Here is a 20,991-nt window from a genome sequence, read left to right as displayed (position 1 = left end):
TCAAAACGGAATCTCATCATCGAAATCCACCCCGGCCCCCACTGGTTCTGTCGTGGGGTCAGGTGCGGCGGGATGGCCGTTGAACCAAGCTTTGCCCTCGGGGGATTCGAGAATGGTTTCCTGCATTTTCTGGGAAAGCTGTTCCCAGACATTATTGTCCGGATTGGACAGATCGAATACCTGAATGCCGTTGACCGCTTCCGGTTTGGGCATGCCTTTTGGCAAAGGCATCAGGCTGGCGAGATTCGCATAGGTATTACCGTCGCGGGTCTCGTGAACCACGTTCGCGAGACCATACACGCCGACGACCGTCTTGAGATCGAAGCGTTTGAGCTCCTCGGCGGTGAAGTCGCGCCCGCGCCAGCTCTTGAGCAGGGCGCGTAGCGTGGCCTTTTCGCCAAGGCTGGCCGTGAGGCGGCGGGTGATGGAAAAGGGCCGGCCGTCGGACGTGCGTTCGTCGCCCAACAGTTCCCAGGCGAGGGAGATTTTCGGTTGGCGGGTTTCTTTTCCCTGCCAGTTGGAGGTCTGCGTACCGAGATCGATCAGGCGGTAGCAGCGGGCAACATGAACGCCAGCGGGTGGAAGCTCGAATGAGCCCCCGGCATCAGACACGGATAATCCCATTGGAAAATCTCCTTCAATCGATGGAATGGGTAAAACATGGATTTCTTGAACGGTCTGGTAACGGTCTTCATGGATGTAACACCTATTGGGTGAGATTGGATGGAGCGAATATTATAACTCGCGCTCTGTTATTCGTCTGTTTTCCGGCTGTTATTTTTCTGCATTGGGAGAATCCCGGCTTTTGAAGTGCCAGGGGCAGACATGCGGACTCGTATAAAAATACCCTCGGATCGGCAAACCGGATTCCACTCCGGCCCGACACTGGGCAATACCGGCATCGATAAGGGCATAAGTGCAATCCACGCAGCGAACCGGGGCCAGCTTGGCCCGGAAATGCTCCAGGAGCGCCGGGAACTGGGCGGGTGGGTAATGCCGCAAGTCCTCCAGCATCGCCGCCTGGTGAGCATCTCCGTCGCCGTATGCCTTACAGATGGCCAGGGCCACATGAACCAGTTCGGGCGGCAAGGTTCCAGGCGTCTGGTGCTGGATACCAAGCGCCTTTTCCAGTTCGGGCAAGCGATTCGCAGGCACGGACAGATCGCAGGCCACGGCCCGGCCATTGGCTAACCGCAGGCTGGGCACGTGGACCGTGACGCGGCCCTGGTCGGGATCATTGGCGGGTGGCACATCCTGCCCACCCTGCCCTGCCTCCATGACCCGGCCCGATTGCCGCAGGGTGTCGAGGATTTCGGCCTTATGGGATCGCAGGAATTGGCGCTGGCCATCCGATAGTTGATCGACCGGAGAGACCAGCAGCCGGTCGCCATCGGCCCGCAGATCGAAACCGGCTGATCGGATTTTTTCGACATAGGCAGCGCCGTTCATGCTTCGCCCCATGTGCTCGCGGATGTGGTCGCCATGAAATCACGCGCCGTCATCGTCGTGCAGTCGGCGGAGGAAGCGCCTTTTCCGCCTGATGCGCCTAGACCATTGCTTTTATTGAGAATATCGCCCGGCGCTTCTGTTTTTACATCAGGCGCTTCGGCGCTTCTATCCGCCTGTCCGCCGGTATGCGCCTGAGAAGCGCCGGCCCTGAAACCCTTATGTGGCGCGGGTTGAGGCGCTTCCGGCGCTTCCGGCGTTTTTTTCGGAGACTGCACGGCGAATCGATAAGAGCGGTCGTCGTTGTCCTTCTTGGTCCAGGTAATTCCAATGGCGCGAAGATTGGGCGCAATGCGGTTGAGCGCCTGTCCCAGACCTCGCGGTGTACGCGGCCAGGCTTGCGACTTGGCCCGGTCGCCGGCCCTGTCGGTCAGGGTTTGGTACAGATGAGTGGGGGTTGGGCTCCACTCCGTGATGGGTGCCAGCCCGTGCAGGTACTCGACCAGCACACTGCCCACGGGTGAGGCATCAATCCCTTCCTCGATGGCCCGGCCCCGCATGGCCTGATAGGCTTTCATGAAACCGCCTCGCGGCCAGGGGGTGGCCGATTCGGCTGCCGTTGCCCAAACCGCGAAGTCCGCCATTCTCGGCTTATGCTCCAGGTGGGTGGTCGCCTCATGGGTCAAGGCTGAAACCAGCGCATCCAGCAGCCCGGCCATGATCGACGGGGCGTATCTATCTACCTCCTCACTCAATTTTGACTCTGTGACACGAGTAGGCGCATCCAGTACGGGCAAGTGCAGGATCACGGCCCGCTCGGCCAGGTCCGGGCGGTGGCAAATGTCATCGATGCCGTTGACGAGGACCGGGCGTTGAATGTCGATCGTGACCGATTCGGCGTCGGTGTATAACTTCCGCATGTCCAGCCCGCCCCCGGTCGCAAACCGGCACAGACAGTCTGAAATGTCGGCGTTGATGCCCGAAAGATTGTCGAGGCACACCAGATGGTTGTTGGTCGCGGACACAATCAAGTCTCGCGCCTCCTTGGGTGGAGCCCGCAGCGGTACGGTCGAGGGATCGATGAAGCGGCGTATGATCCGGCTGCCGGAGCTCTTGCCGGTGCCCTGTTCGCCCTGCAACACCAGAATCGGATACGGACTCCGGCCCCGCATGGCCCCCAACATCCAGCCGATAACCAACTCCAGGTGCCCGGCCTCCCGGTCCAGGTTGATGAGCTCGGCCAAGCGCCCCAGATCGCCAGCGCCGGCCGGAACCGGCAACGGCAACATGCCAGACTTCCTGATGAAGTGAACAGGGCTCTTGTCGAGGATGCGCCAGCCGCCCGGCTTCACTTCGATCACGCGCCATTGCTCGTCACACAGGTCGAGATAAAGCGCCCCGTCCACACGCGCCACGCGCAGATAAACGGGCTTCTGCTTGCCGGTATGGATCGCCTTCGCCTCCAGGGTATCCAGCGCATCAGCCGCGGCGTTGCGGTTGAATCCTTTTGACGTGAGCTCGAAGAACTCGCCGGCCAGGATGTGACGGAACCCAATGGATCGGATAGGCCACACCTCCCGCGCCTCCTTGCGCGGCACGATGGCGTACCCGTTGCGGTCCTGGTCGTGGAAGAGCGTGTAGCGGCTGCCAAGCTCGATCAATAGGGTGGCTTGAGACTTTGGTTTGCCGGTCGCAGGGTCGATCAGGTCGGGCTTCGCCTCGGCATCGGCCTTCTCGTAATAGCCGTTGAGGTCATCCATGGCAGACCTCGCTGATTTCATCCGCCAGGTGCGAAGCCATCTTGGCGATGGTCGCGGCGTCGCCGGGGCTGAAGGTTTTCCCATTCGCCATGTCGGAAAACGCCAAGCTGCACACCGTTAGGTCGCGCTGGATCGCTTCAAACAGGTCGCGCCAAGGCACACGCCTAACCCGTCCCCGCCCGATGATGCCTTTGTGCGGTGCATGGTGGGGGTAGTCGATTTCACGGGTAGGGAACAGGTCGGAGAGTTCCATGCCCAGCGCATCCACAACCTCATGAACCGGGCAGCCCGCATGGCAATGGATAAGGACTCGTCCATCATCACCTTCGCGGACAGAGAGCCCGCGCGAACGATCACCATGCCGATGTGCGGACGTTGGGCAGGACGCAAGCCATGTGCCCGGACCGGTGGCTTTCACGCGGTCCAACGCGTTGAGAACTGCCCTGACGGGTGATAAAATTGCGGCGTCGGATTCCCTTTTTGCCCTCGCCCCGGTTGCCGCCGGGCGGGGGTTTTCATTATCTGGAGTGGCCATTTTTGGTCCTCCATTTCCGCTTGACTCGACGCAGTACCCGACTCGCCTTGACGCCCGGCGCAGGCTTGCCCCGCTTCACCGGGCACCGCCTGCCGTTGCGGCAATGAATGCGTAAACCTGATCTGCCCGCCAGAATGAGGCCCGAACTCCAGGAACTCGAACCGGCGCGGGAAATTGGCCGGTTTTCACCAACTCGTACAGAGTTGTGCGGGAGATCGGAACGATGGGCTCGACGCCCTTGGCGGGATTGCCCTTGATGATGCGCTCCAAGCGCAGCAGGCCAGGACTGGCCTCTACGTTGGGTGCAACTTGGGGCTGAATGATTTCTGAGACTGCTTGAGCGGCAGGCGCAACAGTGGAAAGTTTGGCCGGACGGCCACGACGTGATTTGGTAGCAGGCATTGGAGACTCCGATTGGAGCCGCCTGGTGGGCTGGGCATGGCGCAGCCGCTACCAGACGGTAGCAAGCTTCGTCATCCCCCTTAGCCGCGGACTTTTTGCGACGTTCTGGCCCCAACGGATGCCCCCGCGTGATGCGGGGGTTGCGGTCATCCTGGCGAAGGACACCAGGGTCGAGTGGAGCCTCATAGCCGCGAAACGCAGTTAACGCAGTTAACGTTGTTCCGGGCCGCAGGTGAGGAGTTTGCCGCTCTCGTCCGTTGACAACAGAATGCCAGCAGCGCTTGACAAATTCAAACGGATTTTTGTAAAAGCCGCATTCCGTCTGACTTTTCCTCCCAAAAATCCCCGAATTCGCGGGGGTCATGGCTCACCCTCCCCCGCGTCCCTACAGCGGTCCAGCCGGTCAGCGGCTTCAAGGAGTTGGCGCTGTACCTGACGCAGCACCACGCTGAAATGGACGGGATCTGGTGCCTCAAGGTTGGAATCAGTTGCTGCCTCGACAATCGCAAGCACGGATGCCCGGTCAACAATCGCCTGCCAGATGCTCTGTAATGCGTCCTCGCGCACGGTGGCTTGCTGGCTCATGACTGCATCCGTGCCCTTTCAAAGTCATCGGTAGCGGACTCCAGGCGCGACTGCACAGCCTTGATCAGTTCGATGACCATGCTGATGCCATTGCCTGTGCCGTTGATCTGCAACAAGCTCTCGGCGGTGTCGCAGATAGCCTCCAGCGCCGTGCCACAGCCCAGCAGCGGGCCGGTAATCCGCAGCATGTCCGCATGTGCCTGTTCACGGTGCAATGCATTGGCGCGGCTCACAGCGTCCGCCAGCAGCAGGCGCACGCTACCGACCGTCATGGATACCAGTTCCGAATCTCCTTTGCCGGGTAGGTGTTGCGCCAGGATCGCGGCCACGATGGCGGCGGAATCGATGCGCTTATCCATGACGCTGGCCCTCCATCTGACGAACGCGGCGGGGGTCGAGGGTATCGGCGGCGGAACGCAGGCCCTCGGCCAGGATCACCAGCTTGGCCGGCGTCACGGCTTCGGGGTGGCGGATAGCGCCCTCGATGAGACAGGCGACGGCATCACAGCCGATTAGCGCCTTGTTCAGGAAAAACAGGTCGTGCGGGGTCAGGTTTGGGCGGATTTCGCCCGTAGGTGTGGCGTGTGCCATTGCGGTAACTCCTTGGTTCGATGAGTAACCGCCACGATGCTTGTCACGGCATTGGGTGGCGGACTGACGCGGGGTGACAAACCGGACCAAGGACCGGCCAGCCCGAAGGCTGCCCACGCCAGCCGCCATAGAAAAACGGCAGGCATGAAAAAGCGCCCACGGGTGGCGCTTGATGCGCCTTGGTTCACAGGGTTGTCACGCCCTGCCCGGTATGCGTACCGGGACAACCGGAGATTACACGCTTTCGTCCCGGTGGATCATGCGGATTTCTGATGGTTCCGGCCGGAAATTCCGGGTTTTCCTGATGCCTCGCCCAGCGCCCCTATCAGGTCCGCATCGGTCCACCCAGCCCCATCCTCCAGGTGCGGGGCTCACATCCGCCAGCGGTCAACGTGGGCAATCTGGCAGGCACAAAAAACCCGGCACGGTGGCTGGGTGTTTTGGGGATTCCTTGACCCATTAGCCAGGCGTGGGACTGGCAGGGTCGCTCAGATCAACCTGAGTGAGGGGTATTCCTCGCTCGGTAAGAATGCGGTTCCGCAGCATGATCCCGAAAATCACCAGCATGTCATCTAGCAATGCGCCCGTCTTGAACGCCTGGTCCTTGATGGCGCTCAGGTCTTTCTCCTCAAGCATGTCTGCCAACTGCTCCCTTGCAGCCTTGAGAGACGCTACCTGAATGTCGTATGCGGTCTTGGGGGATTCATTGTCCACGGCTCTGTGCAGCTGCGCGTAATGCTTGTTGAGCAATGCGTTCACTGCCAATTCCTTGGCTACGGCCTCCCCTCGCGGGGTCAATCCCAAGGGGCTTTGGGTTCGAAAGAGGGCGTTCGGATTGGTGTTTTGGTAAATCAGGTCCACTTTCGTCCTGATGGAGATCATTTCATTCTGGATGCCGCGGGCTTCATCGAGTTTCTGTTCATGCGTCCGGAACCTCTCGACCAAAGACCCAGCCTGGAAGGTCGTCCAGATGATGACGAGCAGGATCACCAGCAGAATGAAAACGCTGGAGTTGAGCTGTGCTATCAGTGAGCTGATTACGGCATCCATGATCGTCGAGTCTATGGCCGGTCGCCTGGTGCTTCAAGGTCGCAATTCAGAACACAATATGATGTGTTTTTCCTGCCGATTTGCATCAACAGGTAGTGCGGATCGCCTACCTCACCCCGCCTTCCTCAACGTCACCACGTTGTCGGTGCCATCCTTCAGCGCATCCAGGTAATCCGCCCAGCGGTTCATCATGTCGCGGCGTTCATCCAGGTAGGTGGCGTGGTTGTAGGTGCCCCGGACCCGATTGGTTTCGACATGGGCCAACTGCGCCTCGACCACATCGGCGTGGTAGCGCATTTCGTTGAGCCGGGTGCTGCCGGTGGTGCGGGTAGCGTGGGGGGAATACCTCCCGGCCCAGCCCAGCGTGAACACAGCGGCCCTCAAGGTGCCGTAGCTCATTGGCTGGGTTCTGTCGTCCCTGCCCACAAACACATGCTCATATTTGCCGGTAACGCCCTTCAGCCCCTTCAGCATGGCCACGGCCTGGGGCGGTAGCGGGATCACATGCAGCTTCCGTTTCTTCATGCGCCAGGGCGGAATGGTCCACAGCCCTTGCTCCAGGTCGAATTCCGCCCAGCGGGCTCCAACAGCCTCGGCGGGACGGCATAGGGTCCACCACATCAACTGAAAGCAGGCGATGGTTTCGTATCGGCCCGGATGCGTTTCGATGTCGCGGAGCAACTGCCCGATTTCCTCGGGCTCAAGCGCCCGCTTGTGCTGGGACTTGACCGGCTTCAGCGCATCCTTGACCGGATAAACCGGGTCCGTCTCGCAGCGTAGCGTTGAAACCGCGAGAGCGAAGATACCGGCCAGGGTGCGTTTGGCCTCGGCTGCCACGGCGGGACCGTTCTGCTTCTCGGCGGTCTTGAGCACATCGAGGACATGTTGGGGTGTGACTTGCCGGACCGGCAACATGCCGATCCTGGGAAATATCACCCGCTGCATCATCTGGCGGCGGCGATACCGGGTAATCTCGGCCCAATCCTTGGTGGCCAGCCATTCATCCGCCAGGTTCTCCAGGGTTTCGGCGTTGGCTGCCTGCACCTTGATCTTGTCGAGCTTCCGTTGATGAACCGGGTTGATACCCGACTTCACCAGCGCCCGTAACCGGGTACGCTCGTCTCTGGCCTCGGCCAGGGTGAACAGCCCGCCTGCCCGCCTCAGCTTCGCATCCTCGTCCGATTCGCCGGCAGGCGGGATGCAGTAGTCGCCCAGCGCATACAGCCCTTCCTTCTTCTTGTCATCCACCCGCATTTCATAGCGGTAGCGCCAAGCCTTGGCCCCGTTTGGCTTGATCTCGATGTACAGCCCCTTCTCGTCGGTCAGCTTGTACGGCTTGGCCTGGGGTTTGGCGGTGCGGATCGCGGTGTCGGTAAGCATGGTGGCCTCCATTTTTTGCAGCCTTACCCGGTTTTCGCTGGAAGCCTTGTGGCGTCTGGCTTTCAGCCGGTCTGTAAGGGGGAAATCCTGACGCTTGAGACCGGCTTTTCGGGCCATTTTGGGTGCCGTACCCGGTCTTTTTGGACCCGTCTCCAGCGTCGTACCCGGTAGCTTACCCGGTTTATACCCGGTTTTCTACGCACCTTCCCGCACACTGACGGACATAAAAAACCCCGCTACACCTTACGGGGCGGGGCTTTCAGCGTTCGGCGGTGTACGCCGAAATTCGATTATTTATTTAGACGTTAAAGCGGAAATGCACGACATCTCCATCGTGCATCACGTATTCCTTGCCTTCGAGACGCCAGCGGCCGGCATCCTTGGCACCCTGCTCGCCGCCGTGTTTGACGTAGTCATCGTAGGCGATCACCTCGGCGCGGATGAAGCCGCGCTCGAAATCGGTGTGAATCACGCCGGCCGACTGCGGTGCCGTGGCGCCGGCCGGAATGGTCCAGGCACGCACTTCCTTGACGCCGGCCGTGAAGTAGGTCGACAGGTTGAGCAGTTTGTAGGCAGCGCGGATGACGCGGTTCAAGCCGGGCTCATCCATCCCGATCTCGGCCAGAAAGTCGCCCTTGTCCGCCTCGTCCAGCTGGGCGATTTCGGCTTCGAACGCTGCGCAGACCGGCACGACTTGGGCCCCCTCGGCTTCGGCATGCGCCCTGACCCGCCCCAGGAAGGGGTTGTTTTCGAAGCCGTCCTCGCGAACATTGGCGATGAACATGGTCGGCTTGCTGGTCAGGAGATGCAGTTCGCGCAGCAGGGCTTTCTCCTCGGCGTCGAGCTCCAGGGTGCGCACCGGCTTGCCGGCGTCGAGATGGGCCAGCACGGACTCGAACAGGGTCTTGCGCGCCTGTTCGTCCTTGTTGCCCGATTTGGCCGCCTTGGTGGCGCGCTGCAGGGCCCTCTCCACGGTGGCCATGTCGGCCAGGCTCAATTCAGTGTTGATGACCTCGATATCGGAAATCGGATCGACCTTGCCAGCCACATGGATGACATCCTCGTCCTCGAAGCAGCGAACGACGTGGGCGATCGCATCGGTTTCCCGGATATGCGCGAGGAACTGGTTGCCCAGGCCCTCGCCCTTCGAGGCCCCGGCCACCAATCCGGCGATATCGACAAACTCGATGGTGGTCGGCAGCACCCGCTCGGGCTTGACGATCTTGGCCAGGGCATCGAGCCGCGGGTCGGGCACCGGCACCACGCCGACATTCGGATCGATGGTACAGAAAGGATAGTTCTCGGCGGCGATGGCCGCCTTGGTCAAGGCGTTGAACAGCGTGGATTTGCCGACGTTCGGCAAACCGACAATGCCACAGTAAAGCGTCATAGCGGGATGTCAGTAGAGAAGGATGATGGAAGTGTAGCGGTCAGTGCGGGCCCGGGGATGGCTGGTGCATCCAGGCCTCCAGCCAGTCGAGCGTCCGCGCCAGGGCGCCGCGATTGGCTTCGACAAAGTCGCGGCCACGCCGGCCATAGGCCCGCGCCACGTCCGGCTCGCGGATAAAACGGCTGACCCACTGCCCCAGCTCACCGGCGTCGTTCACCTGCACGGCACCGTTGGCCGCCAGCAGCCTGGCACAGATTTCGCGGAAATTCATGACATGCGGGCCCATCACGACCGGGATGCCGGCCGCTGCGGGCTCCAGGACATTCTGGCCGCCATGCGGGATCAGGCTGCCACCGACGAAGGCAACGTCGGCCGTGCCATAGAAAAGCCGCAGTTCGCCGATCCCGTCGATCAGGTAGACGTCGGTATCCGGGCCACAGGCGCCACCGCCTGAGCGGTACTGCACCGCCAGCCCGGCACGTTCGCAAAGCTTCGCCAGCTCGCCGGAGCGCTCCGGATGGCGCGGCGCGATGACCAGCACGAGATCTGGAACCGTGCGCCGGATGGCGGACAGGGATTCCAGCAGTTGCTCCTCCTCACCGGGATGAGTGCTGCCGGCTATCCAGACCGGACGCTCGCCGAAAAGCGTCCGCCGGAGTTCCGCCGCACGCGCCCGCATGGCCTGGTCGCAGGGTGCGTCGAACTTGATGTTGCCGGTGACCGTGACCGCCGCGGCAGCGGCACCGATCGAGCGATAGGCTTCGGCATCGCCCTCCGTCTGCGCGGCTATCAGGCTGACGGCGGAAAGGCTCTGCGCGGTCAGCTTGCCGAGGCGCCGATACCCGCGCGCCGATCTCGCCGAGAGTCGCCCATTGAGAATGGCCAGAGGAACCTGCCTGGCCCGTGCCGCGAGGAACAGGTTCGGCCAGATCTCGGTCTCCATGATCAAGCCGAAGCGGGGCTGGAAATGCGTGAAAAAGCGGTCAACCGCGCCCGGCAGATCGTAGGGAAGATAGACATGCCGGACCCGATCGCCCAGCACTTCGGCGATGCGCGCCGAGCCGGTGGGGGTGGTGCAGGTCACCAGCAAGGTCAGACCGGGTTGCCGGTCCAGGAGCGAGCGGATCAGGGGGAAGGCGGCCTCGCACTCACCCACCGAAACCGCATGGATCCAGAGGGTTGCCGGTACGGGAGGGATGTCCCTGTAGTACCCGAGGCGCTCACCGATGCGTTGGCGATAGCGAGGCTGCCCGCGGCTTTTCCCCAGCAGCCGCAACAACACCCCGGGCAGGAAGACGTAGAAAAGCAGCGTGTAGAGTTGCTTCACGCTTCTTGCCCTGGGCTCGGGGCGCCGCGGAACGGCGCCAGTCCGGGTAGCCGATTACTCGGCGGCGACGGTCAGGGGCAGGATGGCCACGACGTCGGCATGCAGCTGGATGCCGATCTCGTACTCGCCGACATGGCGAATCGGGCCGGACGGCAGGCGGACCTCCTGCTTCTCGACGGCGATGCCGGCAGCCGTCACGGCCTCGGCGATATCGCGGGTGCCGACCGAACCGTACAGGCGGCCTTCGTCGCCGGCCTTGTGGGTAATGGTGACGGACAGGGCGCCGATCGCGCTGGCGCGCGCCTGTGCTGCCGCCAGGGTATCAGCGGCCTTCTTTTCCAGTTCGGCGCGGCGCTGCTCGAACTGTTCCAGTTTTTCAGCGGTGGCCACCACGGCCTTGCCATGGGGAATCAGGTAATTGCGACCGTAGCCCGGCTTGACGTTGACCTTGTCGCCCAGCCCGCCCAGGTTGGGGATCTTTTCCAGAAGAATGATTTCCATGTTGATTGACCTCAGAAATTAGTTATGTCGTCTTGATTCAGGATGGGACTGCATCAGCCGCGCCGCGCTGGCAGCCTGCGCCGCCAGTCGAGCCAGGCATCGGTCAGTCCCGCAAGGGCGACCAGCAGGAGCAGGGGGGCCATGAACATCATGCCGATGTAGAGACCGATCAGCCAGAACCGGCCCGATGGACTGCCCGCGCACAGGGCGTGCACGACCGAGAAACCGGTCAGCAGGAAGGCCATGAACATCGGCACTGACAGATTGGCAGCGATTTCGCCCGCGACACCCCCTGTTGCCGCCACGGCCAGCATCAGCAAAAAGGCGCCGGCAAGCGACTTCGGCATGCGCAAGCCCAGGAATTCAGCGCGGAATCCGCCCGGATTGTAGAGGCTGGCCTGCCACCAGCGAGCGATGAACAGGCTGAGCAATACGGTCAGGACGGAACCCGCCGCGATCGCACCGGTGGCGAAGCGCGCAAACACCGCCATCGACTGGAGGAGCGCGGCCTCGTTGCCGCCGGCGCCACGCTGTTCCAGCATCGGCCTGACGGCCTGCCCCAGGGTTTCACCCCAGTAGGCCGCCGGATCCCCAATGACCGCGTAGCATCCGAACACGACCAGGATGCCCAGGCCGACGGTGGCCATCACAGCCATGGACAGGCTGGCGGTTTCCCGCAGGATCATGGCGATCACCAGCAAGGGCAGCCACATGGCCAGCGCAAAGCCGCCGGCCTGAACCGCGCTGCCCATGATCATCTGCCCCGCCAAGGCAACCACCGGCAGCGCTCCGGCGATCAGCCACAGCCCTTCCCGACCGCCGCGCCGCAGGGTGGGCAGCGCCACGGCTGCCGCCGCCAGCAGGCTGGCCAGCGACAGCATCCAGGACAGGATGGTCAGTGCCGCTATCACCAGAATGGCCTGCGAGCGGCCCTTCATGATGAAATTCGCCAGCGTGTTCACGGATGGGAAGCCCCGGCCGCCGTCCGCCCTGCGCTTACTCGTGGCTGTCGCAGAACGGCATCAATGCCAGGAAGCGCGCACGCTTGATGGCGGTCGCCAGCTCGCGCTGGTACTTCACCTTGGTGCCCGTGATGCGGCTGGGGACGATCTTGCCCGTTTCGGAAATATATTCCTGCAGCAGGTCCAGGTCCTTGTAATCGATTTCCTGGCCACCCTCGCTGGAGAAACGGCAGGATTTTTTGCGCTTGAATTGACGTGCCATCTGATTAACCTCGAATGCGTTAGTCGTTGTGTATCAATGATGCGATGCCGGGAAAGCTCAACCGGCGACGGGCTGCGCCGGCGCTTCGGCGGCCGGGGCGCCTTCGCCGTCGGCATCGCGAATCTCGGCGGACTCCTGATGTTCCTTGCGCGCCATCGGGGAAGGCTCGGTAATCGCGCTCTCCCGGCGGATGGTCAGGTTACGCAGGACCGCATCGTTGAAACGGAAGCCGCTTTCCAGCTCTTCCAGGGTGGCCTGGTCGCATTCGATATTCATCAGCACATAGTGTGCCTTGTGGATCTTGTTGATCGGGTATGCCAGCTGGCGGCGCCCCCAGTCCTCCAGCCGGTGGATGGCACCGGATGCCGACTCGATCAGGGTGCGATAGCGCTCCAGCATGGCTGGAACCTGCGCGCTCTGATCCGGATGAACCATGAAGACGATTTCATAATGACGCATGAATGCTCCTTACGGATGATGAAGCCTCCCGGAACAACGGTGAGGCAAGGAGTGACGGCCATGACTGGCCGCCGGCTAAAAGGCGGGAAATATACAGGATTCCGGCGGGTTGTTCAAAACCCGCCGTCAGCAGGAAGCGAGGAATCTGGCGTGCCGGGGCACGCCCCGGCATGCGTTGCCGCGGAACTTAATGCCGGTGGCCGCACATGCCGGAACCGCAGCCGCCCTGGAAGGCGGGCGCGGCGCAAGCCGGCTCGGCATGGGATGCGCCGCCACCCTTGCCATGTACGGCGGGCGCCGCAACCAGTTTCCTGATGTCGGCGCCGCCGCATTCCGGGCAGGCCGGCGCCGATTCACTGATTTTGTGCATGGCCGTGTAGGGATGGCCGCAGGATTTGCACTGATAGTCGTAGGTAGGCATGGGTGAATCCGTCGTCGTTAAAGAGGGGAAGAGGTTTCGGGCTTCAGAAGGGCTTCAGAAGGGCTTCAGAAGGGCTTCAGAACCGCCAGGAGGACGATAGCGATCAGGAACAGCACCGGGACCTCGTTCATCCAGCGGTAATAGACATGGCCATGACGGTTGCGATCGTGCCTGAAGTCGTTCAGCCAGCGACCGCACTGCACGTGATACGCCACCAGCAGTGCCAGCAGCGCGAGCTTGGCATGCAGCCAGCCACCATGCCCATAACTGGCCCAGGCGTAATCGGCCAGCATCCAGATGCCGAAGAGCAGCGTCAGCAGCATCCCCGGCGTCGTGATGCCCCAGTAGAGCTTGCGCTCCATGACCTTGAAGCGCTCCCGGCTGATCGTGTCGTCCGCCAGGGCATGGTAGACGAACAGCCGGGGCAGATAGAACAGCCCGGCGAACCAGGTCACCATGAAAATCAGATGCAGGGCCTTGAGCCACATGGGCAATGTCTGTCCGCTGGATGGGTAGGAATCCGGAGCTGCCGTCCGGTCAGGCGACGACGGTTGGTGCGGGGCAGATTGCACTGCCCCTCGTCAAGATCACAAACCGTCGCCGGATGCCACTCAGTCCTCCAGTTGCTGGATGCCATCCAGGAACCAGGTCGGCTGGCGGCTGTTGCGGGGTCGGGTGAAGTGCCAGACCTCGCGCACCTGCTCGGGTCGCGCATCCCGCTCCTCGCGCATCAGGACATCGAACAGCACGGTCACCTCCCGGTCGCTGCCGGTATCGCGGACCTCCAGCAGCTCAACCTCGACCTTGAGCAGGTCGGTCTGATTGGGTGCGACGCCACGGGCACGGATCTGCTCCTGCAACTCGGCAAACACCTTGTCGGTGGTCAGTGCCCGCAAGTCGGCCAGGTCGCCCCGGTCCCAGGCCTTCTGCATCATCTCGTAAGCGACCCGGGCACCGTTCAGGAACGCGGGCGCATCGAAGTCGGCCGGCATCGCCACGCCATTGCCCGCGGGCGCGGCGCTGGCGGACCCGCCCTTGCGGGAAAAGATGTCGGTGTCGAAACCGGCAGCGGGGGCCCGGCCATCGCTGCCCTGCCGGCCATACACGGAACCGCTCTCGCCCGCATCGGCGGCGCCGCCACCAAAATAGCCGCCCGCCGACGCCGGACGCGCCTGGCCCTGGCGACGCGCGGCCAGCAGCCTGAATAGCAGGAAGGCGATACCGGCAAAGATCAGCAGGTCAAAGAAATTGATGTGTTCAAAGCCGCCGCCGAAGAACAGCGCGCCCAGCAGGCCGCCGAGCGCCAGACCGCCAAGGAAGCGGCCGAGACCGCCGCGCTGCGCCAGGGAGTCGCGCACCGCCTGATTGCGCTGCTGGGCCGCCGACATGGCGGGCTGCTGCGCCGGCATGTCCGGCCGGGCCGTGCCCGGATTCGAAGGTGTGGTGGAACGCTGGTACGGCGCGCTGTAGGACGGCCGGCTACCGAAGGAGCGACCGCCACCCATGCGAGCCGCGGAGACATCCGACACGCCCACGGTGAATACGAGGAGCCCCAGGAGGGCACTGGTCACGAAACCGGATTTTCTAGTCATGGATACGTTTCTCTGTCAGGTATTGACCGGCAACAAGATGGTGCGCGGCCGGGGAAAAATCAAGCACGATCCTGCCGATGCCCATGAGACCCGCCCGCAGAAGACAGGTTCGCCAGCCGCGGCCAACCGGCGCGCCGGGGCTTGCCCGCCACCAAACTGCGCTACCATTCCGTGGTCGAACAATCCCGTTCCCAACATCAGCGAGACTTGCGCATGAGCCAGACCCCCACATCGACATCGACTCTTGTCCGTCAGCCGGCCGCCAGCGTTCTGGCCACCAACCGCGTGCTACGCAACACCTATGCGCTGCTGGCCATGACCCTGATCTTCAGCGCGGCCTGCGCCGGCGCGGCCATGTTCATGAACCTGCCCTACCCCGGCCCGCTCATCACGCTGGTCGGCTACTTCGGCCTGCTCTATCTCGTCAACCGTTTCAGCGATCGCGCCCTGGGACTTCTGTTCCTGTTCGCGCTGACCGGATTCATGGGTGCCACCCTGGGCCCCATCCTGAATGCCTACATCGGCCGCTTCGCCAACGGCACGCAGCTGGTGATGCTGGCGATGGGCGGCACCGGACTGAACTTCGTCGGCCTCTCCGCCTATGCCCTGATCAGCCGCAAGGATTTCAGCTTCCTCGGCGGCATGCTGTCGGCCGGCATCTTGGTGGCGTTCCTGGCAGGCCTGGCGGCGCTTTTCATCCCCGGCCTCACCGGCCTGTCCATGGCGGTTTCGGTGATGTTCGTGCTGCTCATGTCGGGGCTCATCCTGTTTCAGACCAGCGCCATCGTTCATGGCGGCGAGACCAACTACATCCAGGCCACGCTGACCCTGTTCATCTCCATCTACAACCTGTTCACCAGCCTTCTGCAGCTGTTCGGTGTGCTGCAGGGCGAGGATTGAGCCCCCAATAGCCGCCGGCAAGAGACGCGACACTCCCGGCGAGCTCATGACGAACACCCGCCGGGACCCGCTGATCCGCTTCCCGGCGGCACACCCTCGCTGACCATTCCCTGCTGCCGGACACCGGCCGGGGGGCCGGGCGCCCTGGCCCATGCCCGAGCCGCCGGGGTGCGCCACTGTGCTATGCTTCGTGGCCTCTTCGCCCCTGCCGGAACATGCATCTCCCCGACTTTACCCGCCACCGCCTCCTGGTGCTTGGCGACCTCATGCTCGACCGCTACTGGCATGGCAGCACGTCGCGCATTTCCCCGGAAGCCCCCGTGCCGGTGGTCCGGGTCAACCAGATCGAGGAGCGCGTCGGCGGTGCCGGCAATGTGGCGCTGAATATCGCTGCCCTCGGCAGCCAGGTCTGCCTGCTGGGCTGGCGCGGGGACGACGAAGCCGGAACCGGCCTGGAAAACCTGCTGCAAGCCGCCGGCATCGACTGCGGCATCGAAACCCTGCCGGGCAACACCACCATCACCAAGCTGCGCGTGCTGAGCCGCCACCAGCAGCTCATCCGGCTGGATTTCGAGGAAGGCTTTGCCGCGCCGGAGCCGGGCCGTCTCGTGGACCGTTTCAGGCAGCAGCTGGCAATGGCCGACATCGCCGTACTCTCGGATTACGGCAAGGGCACCCTGTGGCAGGTGGGCGAATTGATCACCATCGCCCGCGAGCAGGCAAAGCCGGTTCTGGTCGATCCCAAGGGCACGGACTTCGGCAAGTATCGCGGCGCGACCCTGATGACGCCCAACCGCGCCGAGTTCGAGGCTGTCGCGGGCGCCTGCCGCGGCGATGCGGAGCTGGTCGAGCGCGGCATGAGGATGCTGGAGGTACTGGCGCTGGAGGCCTTGCTCATCACCCGCGGCGAGCAGGGCATGACCTTGCTGCAACGGGAGCAGCCCCCCCTGCATCTGCCGACCCATGCCCAGGAGGTCTACGACGTCACCGGCGCCGGCGATACCGTCATCGCCACCCTGGCGGCGGGCCTCGCCGCCAGGCTGCCGCTGACCGAGGCCACCCGCCTGGCCAATCTGGCCGCCGGTCTCGCGGTGGGCAAGCTGGGCACTGCCGCCATTTCGGCGGCCGAGCTGTCCCAGTCGCTCCGCGGCGGTTCCCCCGCCCGCCGGCGCGGCGTCACCGATGCCGAGGCGCTGCTGCCGCTGCTGGCGGCCGCGCGTGCCGAGGGCGAGCGGATCGTCGCCACCAACGGTTGCTTCGACATCCTGCACCCCGGCCATGTCGATTACCTGCAACGCGCCCGCAAGCTGGGCGACCGGCTGCTGGTGATGGTCAATTCGGACGACTCGGTACGGCGGCTCAAGGGCGCGGAGCGCCCGATCAATCCCTTGCCGCACCGCATGACCATGCTGGCCGCGCTGGCCTGCGTCGACTGGGTCGTACCGTTCGAGGACGATACCCCGCGCGCCCTGATTGGCCGGCTGCTGCCGGACGTCCTGGTCAAGGGCGGCGACTACCCCGACATCACCGCGATTGCCGGCCATGACCTGGTCCTCGCCCGTGGCGGCGAGGTCCGTATCCTGCCCTTCGTCGAGGGACACTCGACCACCGGCCTGATCGACAGGATCAGCGGCCGGAGAACCCTCGACACCGCTTCCACCGCTGCCAATTCCTGAGCATGGCCGAACGTTCCCGCAAACCCGCCGATAATGTCGAGGCCCTGAAGGTTCCGCCCTACTCGATCACCGCCGAGCAATCGGTGATCGGCGCCCTGATGCTGGACAAGCAGGCCTGGGACAAGGTCGCCGACTTCCTCATCGAGGACGATTTCTACCGCCGCGACCACCAGCTGATCTACCGCGCCATCAAGCTGCTGGCGGAAAAACAGTCGCCGCTGGATGTCATCACCCTGTCCGAGACCCTGGAGCAGCTCGGCTGGCTGGAGGAATGCGGCGGGCTGGCCTACCTCGCCACGCTGGCCAAAGAAACGCCCAGCGCCGCCAACATCGTGGCCTACGCCGAGATCGTCCGCGAGAAATCCGTGCTGCGGCAGCTGATCAGTTCGGGCGGCGATATCGCCGATCTGGCCTACCATCCGCAGGGCCGGCAGACCATCGAGCTGATCGAGGCCGCCGAGCAGCGGGTCTTCCACATCGCCGACCAGTACCGCCGCAAGGGCACCGGCTTCAGTCCCATCAAGCCGCTGTTGGCTAAGGCCATCGACCGCATCGAGATGCTGTTCCAGAAGGAAGGCCACATCACCGGCGCCAGCTCCGGCTTCAACGACTTCGACGAGATGACCTCGGGCCTGCAACCCTCCGACCTGATCATCGTCGCCGGCCGGCCATCCATGGGCAAGACCACCTTCGCCATGAACATCGCCGAGCATGTCGCCATCAAGGAGCAGGTGCCGGTGGCGGTGTTCAGCATGGAAATGCCCGGCGAACAGCTGGCCATGCGCATGATTTCCTCGCTGGGCCGGATCGACCAGCACCGCGTCCGCACCGGCAAGCTGGAGGACGACGAATGGCCGCGCATGACCTCGGCCATCAATATCCTCGCCGAAACCAAACTCTTCATCGACGACACCCCGGCGATGACGCCCACCGAGGTGCGCGCCCGCTGCCGCCGCCTGGCGCGCGAACACGATGGCCAGCTGGGGCTGGTGGTGCTGGACTATCTCCAGCTCATGCAGTCGCCCGGCGCCGAGAGCCGCGTCAACGAGATTTCCGACATTTCCCGCTCGCTCAAAGCGCTGGCCAAGGAACTCAACGTGCCGGTGATCGCCCTGTCGCAGCTCAACCGCAGCCTCGAACAGCGGCCGAACAAGCGGCCGGTGATGTCGGACCTGCGTGAATCCGGCGCCATCGAGCAGGATGCCGATGTCATCGTCTTCATCTACCGCGACGAGGTCTACAACAAGGAGACCGCCGACAAGGGCACGGCCGAAATCATCATCGCCAAGCAGCGTAACGGCCCCATCGGCACGGCGCGCCTGACCTTCCTGGGCCAATATACCCGCTTCGAGAACTTCATCCACGACCCCTACGCCGGTGAGTCCTACTGACGATCCCACCCGCACCGCGCATGCCCTGATCAAGCTGACGGCTGCCGCCGGCAACCTGCGCCGCATCCGTGCCGTGGTGCCGGAAGCCCGGGTCATGGCCGTCATCAAGGCCAATGCCTACGGGCACGGCATGCTGCGCATCGCCCGCAGCCTGCAGGCGGCCGACGGCTTCGCGGTCGCCCGCACCGACGAGGGCCTGACCCTCCGCGCGGGGGGCATCGAGCAACGCATCGCGGTCCTGCAAGGCTTCGTCAGCCGCGAGGAACTGGCGGCGCATGCGGAGGCCGGCCTGGAACCGGTGATCCACTCCGACTGGCAGGTGGACTGGCTGGAACAGGCGCGGCTGCCGCGTCCCCTGGCAGTCTGGCTCAAGCTGGACACCGGCATGCACCGGCTCGGCATGCTGCCGGGCGAATTCCATGTCCTGCGGCGGCGGCTGGAAACCTGCCCGGCGGTCCGGCAGCCCATTCCGCTGATGTCGCACCTCGCCAATGCCGACGAGATCGAGGACCGCTTCACCGAACATCAGCTGACGCTGTTTCGCGATGTCACGCGCGACGTGGCCAGCGAATCCAGCATCGCCAACTCGGCCGGCCTGTTCGCCTGGCAGGATGCGCGCCGCGAATGGGTGCGGCCCGGCATCACCCTGTACGGCGTCTCGCCATTCCCGGGCCGCAACGGGCTCGACGAGGATCTGGAACCGGTGATGACCTTCCGCTCGCGGCTGATCAGCATCAAGCAGGTGCCGGCCGGCACCCGGGTCGGCTATGGCGGCGACTGGATCTGCCCGCATCCGACGCGCCTGGGCGTGGCGGCGATCGGCTATGGCGACGGCTATCCCCGGCTGGCCCGCTCCGGCACGCCGGTGCTGGTGCGCGGCCGGCGCGTGCCGCTGATCGGGCGCGTCTCGATGGACATGATCACGCTGGACCTGACCGCATGTCCCGAGGCGGACATCGGCGATCTCGTCACCCTCTGGGGGGAAGGCCTGCCGGTGGAGGAGATCGCCAACCAGGCCGGCACCATTCCCTACGACCTGCTCTGCGGTATCACCCAGCGCGTGCGCATCATCGACGTCTGAGGCGAGGATGCGTCGACGCCCTCTTTCACCGGTCCCCATGAGCGGGTGGCACAGGGTCCTGGTGGCGATACTGGCGGCCATCCAGCTGACGGGCTGCGCGACCCTGCCGCCACCGACCGGCGCCGCGGGCACCCGGGGCGAACCGACGGCAGACGAAATCGATCACCTGCTGGAAGCCGCGGCGAGCCCGGCGTCCGGACAGAAACCGGCCCGCCCCGAACCGGCCAGCAGTCAGCCGGTCCGGGCGGGCGTCGGCGATACCCGCACGCGCATCCGTCATCTGCTGCCGCCCGGTATCCAGGATGCCGGGGGCTGGGCCCGGGACATGGCGACGGCCTTCGCGGCGCTGCGACTGGCGCCGACCGACGAAAACCTGTGCGCCGTCATCGCGGTCACCGAGCAGGAATCCTCGTTCCAGGCCGATCCCCCGGTGGCGGGCCTGCCACGCATCGTGCGGGCCGAGATCGACAGGCGCGCCGAACGCTACCACATTCCCGCAGGCGCGCTGGAGCTGGCCCTGTCGATGCGGTCGCCGGACGGCCACAGCTACCGGGAGCGCATCGCTGCCTTGCGGACCGAGAACGACCTGAACCGGCTGTACGCGGACATGATGGCCGAGCTGCCGTTCGGAAGGCAATGGCTGGCGCACTACAACCCGGTCAGGACGGGAGGACCGATGCAGGTCAGCCTTGCCTTCGCCGAGCGGCAGGTGCGGGAAAAACCCTACCCCTATCCGCGCACCGGCTCGCTGCGCGAGGAACTGTTCAGCCGCCGCGGCGGGCTGTATTTCGGCGCCGCCTACCTGCTCGACTACCCGGCCACCTATCGGCAGATGCGCTACCGCTTCGCCGACTTCAACGCCGGTCGCTACGCCAGCCGCAATGCGGCCTTCCAGCAGACGATCGGCCAGCTGACCGGCATCGACATCGAACCGGACGGCGATCTCCTGCGCTACCGGGATGGCACTGTCAGCGAGGAACCCAGCCAGACCCAGCAGGCCACGCTTCAGCTGGCGAACGCCCTGGGCCTGGGCGCATCGGCCATCCTGGCTGACCTGCGCCAGGAGAAATCGGCCGGCTTCGAGCAGACCGAGCTTTATCGGCGCCTGTTCCTGCTGGCCCAGCGGCGCGGCCTCCGGCCAGATTCGGCACGCTTGCCGGAAATCCGGCTGAACAGCCCGAAAATCACCCGCGGACTGACCACGGCCCGGTTCGCCCAGCGCGTCAACGAGCGTTTCAACCGTTGCCTGCGTCGCCGCTAAAGGTCATGCCAAGCGCCCA

Annotated in this window: 25 protein-coding genes; 6 read left to right on the top strand and 19 right to left on the bottom strand. The window is 64.0% G+C overall.

What is annotated here, in order from left to right:
- The 19 genes from ACH5N8_RS06990 to ACH5N8_RS06900 form a co-directional block, all read right to left on the bottom strand.
- Window positions 1-624 carry a phage replication initiation protein, NGO0469 family gene (locus ACH5N8_RS06990; RefSeq protein ID WP_483283024.1) on the bottom strand — a complete coding sequence of 208 codons (624 nt, stop codon included), beginning with the start codon at window positions 622-624 and terminating at the stop codon, window positions 1-3.
- 150 nt (window positions 625-774) lie between these two features.
- A complete protein-coding gene (locus ACH5N8_RS06985) occupies window positions 775-1,449 on the bottom strand; it encodes a TubC N-terminal docking domain-related protein (RefSeq protein ID WP_483283023.1) in 675 nt (224 codons plus the stop codon).
- Entirely contained in the window at window positions 1,446-3,206 is a 1,761-nt protein-coding gene (locus ACH5N8_RS06980) for a hypothetical protein (protein WP_483283022.1), read from the bottom strand. The genes ACH5N8_RS06985 and ACH5N8_RS06980 overlap by 4 nt, the downstream gene beginning before the upstream one ends.
- Window positions 3,199-3,459: a hypothetical protein gene (locus ACH5N8_RS06975; protein ID WP_483283021.1), complete on the bottom strand. Its 261-nt coding sequence runs from the start codon at window positions 3,457-3,459 to the stop codon at window positions 3,199-3,201. Before ACH5N8_RS06975 ends, ACH5N8_RS06980 begins: the two co-directional genes overlap by 8 nt.
- Window positions 3,460-3,816: 357 nt before the next feature.
- Window positions 3,817-4,143, bottom strand: coding sequence for a helix-turn-helix transcriptional regulator (locus ACH5N8_RS06970; protein ID WP_483283020.1), 327 nt, complete (start codon window positions 4,141-4,143; stop codon window positions 3,817-3,819).
- A 360-nt stretch (window positions 4,144-4,503) separates the two neighbouring features.
- A complete protein-coding gene (locus ACH5N8_RS06965; RefSeq protein ID WP_483283019.1) occupies window positions 4,504-4,728 on the bottom strand; it encodes a hypothetical protein in 225 nt (74 codons plus the stop codon).
- Window positions 4,725-5,087, bottom strand: coding sequence for a hypothetical protein (locus ACH5N8_RS06960; RefSeq protein ID WP_483283018.1), 363 nt, complete (start codon window positions 5,085-5,087; stop codon window positions 4,725-4,727). Before ACH5N8_RS06960 ends, ACH5N8_RS06965 begins: the two co-directional genes overlap by 4 nt.
- On the bottom strand, window positions 5,080-5,319 hold the full coding sequence (locus ACH5N8_RS06955; protein WP_483283017.1) for a hypothetical protein: 240 nt from the start codon (window positions 5,317-5,319) through the stop codon (window positions 5,080-5,082). The genes ACH5N8_RS06960 and ACH5N8_RS06955 overlap by 8 nt, the downstream gene beginning before the upstream one ends.
- Before the next feature lie 459 nt (window positions 5,320-5,778).
- Window positions 5,779-6,369, bottom strand: coding sequence for a hypothetical protein (locus ACH5N8_RS06950; protein ID WP_483283016.1), 591 nt, complete (start codon window positions 6,367-6,369; stop codon window positions 5,779-5,781).
- Between the two features lie 111 nt (window positions 6,370-6,480).
- Window positions 6,481-7,749, bottom strand: coding sequence for a tyrosine-type recombinase/integrase (locus tag ACH5N8_RS06945; protein WP_483283015.1), 1,269 nt, complete (start codon window positions 7,747-7,749; stop codon window positions 6,481-6,483).
- 298 nt (window positions 7,750-8,047) lie between these two features.
- Entirely contained in the window at window positions 8,048-9,139 is a 1,092-nt protein-coding gene (ychF, locus tag ACH5N8_RS06940; protein ID WP_483283014.1) for a redox-regulated ATPase YchF, read from the bottom strand.
- A 40-nt stretch (window positions 9,140-9,179) separates the two neighbouring features.
- Complete coding sequence (gene waaA / locus ACH5N8_RS06935; protein WP_483283013.1) at window positions 9,180-10,466, bottom strand: lipid IV(A) 3-deoxy-D-manno-octulosonic acid transferase; 1,287 nt, start codon at window positions 10,464-10,466, stop codon at window positions 9,180-9,182.
- A 54-nt stretch (window positions 10,467-10,520) separates the two neighbouring features.
- Complete coding sequence (gene rplI / locus ACH5N8_RS06930; RefSeq protein ID WP_483283012.1) at window positions 10,521-10,967, bottom strand: 50S ribosomal protein L9; 447 nt, start codon at window positions 10,965-10,967, stop codon at window positions 10,521-10,523.
- Between the two features lie 53 nt (window positions 10,968-11,020).
- Window positions 11,021-11,929 carry a DUF2232 domain-containing protein gene (locus ACH5N8_RS06925; RefSeq protein ID WP_483283011.1) on the bottom strand — a complete coding sequence of 303 codons (909 nt, stop codon included), beginning with the start codon at window positions 11,927-11,929 and terminating at the stop codon, window positions 11,021-11,023.
- Between the two features lie 34 nt (window positions 11,930-11,963).
- On the bottom strand, window positions 11,964-12,191 hold the full coding sequence (rpsR, locus tag ACH5N8_RS06920) for a 30S ribosomal protein S18 (protein WP_460028577.1): 228 nt from the start codon (window positions 12,189-12,191) through the stop codon (window positions 11,964-11,966).
- 57 nt (window positions 12,192-12,248) lie between these two features.
- Complete coding sequence (gene rpsF / locus ACH5N8_RS06915) at window positions 12,249-12,650, bottom strand: 30S ribosomal protein S6 (RefSeq protein ID WP_460028578.1); 402 nt, start codon at window positions 12,648-12,650, stop codon at window positions 12,249-12,251.
- A gap of 187 nt (window positions 12,651-12,837) precedes the next feature.
- Complete coding sequence (locus ACH5N8_RS06910) at window positions 12,838-13,071, bottom strand: FmdB family zinc ribbon protein (RefSeq protein ID WP_460028579.1); 234 nt, start codon at window positions 13,069-13,071, stop codon at window positions 12,838-12,840.
- A gap of 65 nt (window positions 13,072-13,136) precedes the next feature.
- The gene (gene hemJ, locus ACH5N8_RS06905) at window positions 13,137-13,559 is read right to left on the bottom strand and encodes a protoporphyrinogen oxidase HemJ (RefSeq protein WP_460028580.1); all 423 of its coding nucleotides are present in this window, start codon (window positions 13,557-13,559) and stop codon (window positions 13,137-13,139) included.
- A gap of 123 nt (window positions 13,560-13,682) precedes the next feature.
- Window positions 13,683-14,663, bottom strand: a complete 981-nt coding sequence (locus ACH5N8_RS06900) for a Tim44 domain-containing protein (protein WP_483283010.1) — start codon at window positions 14,661-14,663, stop codon at window positions 13,683-13,685.
- On the opposite strand from ACH5N8_RS06900, the gene ACH5N8_RS06895 reads away from it, so the two are divergent.
- From ACH5N8_RS06895 to ACH5N8_RS06870, 6 genes are all read left to right on the top strand, one after another.
- A complete protein-coding gene (locus tag ACH5N8_RS06895) occupies window positions 14,662-14,880 on the top strand; it encodes a hypothetical protein (protein ID WP_460028582.1) in 219 nt (72 codons plus the stop codon). The two genes, ACH5N8_RS06900 and ACH5N8_RS06895, sit on opposite strands and share 2 nt — an antisense overlap.
- The gene (locus ACH5N8_RS06890) at window positions 14,877-15,563 is read left to right on the top strand and encodes a Bax inhibitor-1/YccA family protein (protein ID WP_483283009.1); all 687 of its coding nucleotides are present in this window, start codon (window positions 14,877-14,879) and stop codon (window positions 15,561-15,563) included. The genes ACH5N8_RS06895 and ACH5N8_RS06890 overlap by 4 nt, the downstream gene beginning before the upstream one ends.
- Window positions 15,564-15,778: 215 nt before the next feature.
- Window positions 15,779-17,239 (top strand): bifunctional D-glycero-beta-D-manno-heptose-7-phosphate kinase/D-glycero-beta-D-manno-heptose 1-phosphate adenylyltransferase HldE, encoded by a 1,461-nt coding sequence (gene hldE, locus ACH5N8_RS06885; protein WP_483283008.1) that lies wholly within the window; start codon window positions 15,779-15,781, stop codon window positions 17,237-17,239.
- Between the two features lie 2 nt (window positions 17,240-17,241).
- Window positions 17,242-18,630: a replicative DNA helicase gene (gene dnaB, locus ACH5N8_RS06880; protein ID WP_460028585.1), complete on the top strand. Its 1,389-nt coding sequence runs from the start codon at window positions 17,242-17,244 to the stop codon at window positions 18,628-18,630.
- Window positions 18,617-19,711, top strand: a complete 1,095-nt coding sequence (gene alr / locus ACH5N8_RS06875; RefSeq protein WP_460028586.1) for an alanine racemase — start codon at window positions 18,617-18,619, stop codon at window positions 19,709-19,711. The genes dnaB and alr overlap by 14 nt, the downstream gene beginning before the upstream one ends.
- Window positions 19,712-19,748: 37 nt before the next feature.
- A complete protein-coding gene (locus ACH5N8_RS06870) occupies window positions 19,749-20,972 on the top strand; it encodes a DUF1615 domain-containing protein (RefSeq protein WP_483283007.1) in 1,224 nt (407 codons plus the stop codon).
- The last annotated feature ends 19 nt before the right edge of the window (window positions 20,973-20,991 follow it).

This window comes from Methyloparacoccus sp. NF-16 (assembly GCF_056880625.1).
This window is presented reverse-complemented; position numbering and strand designations above follow the sequence as displayed.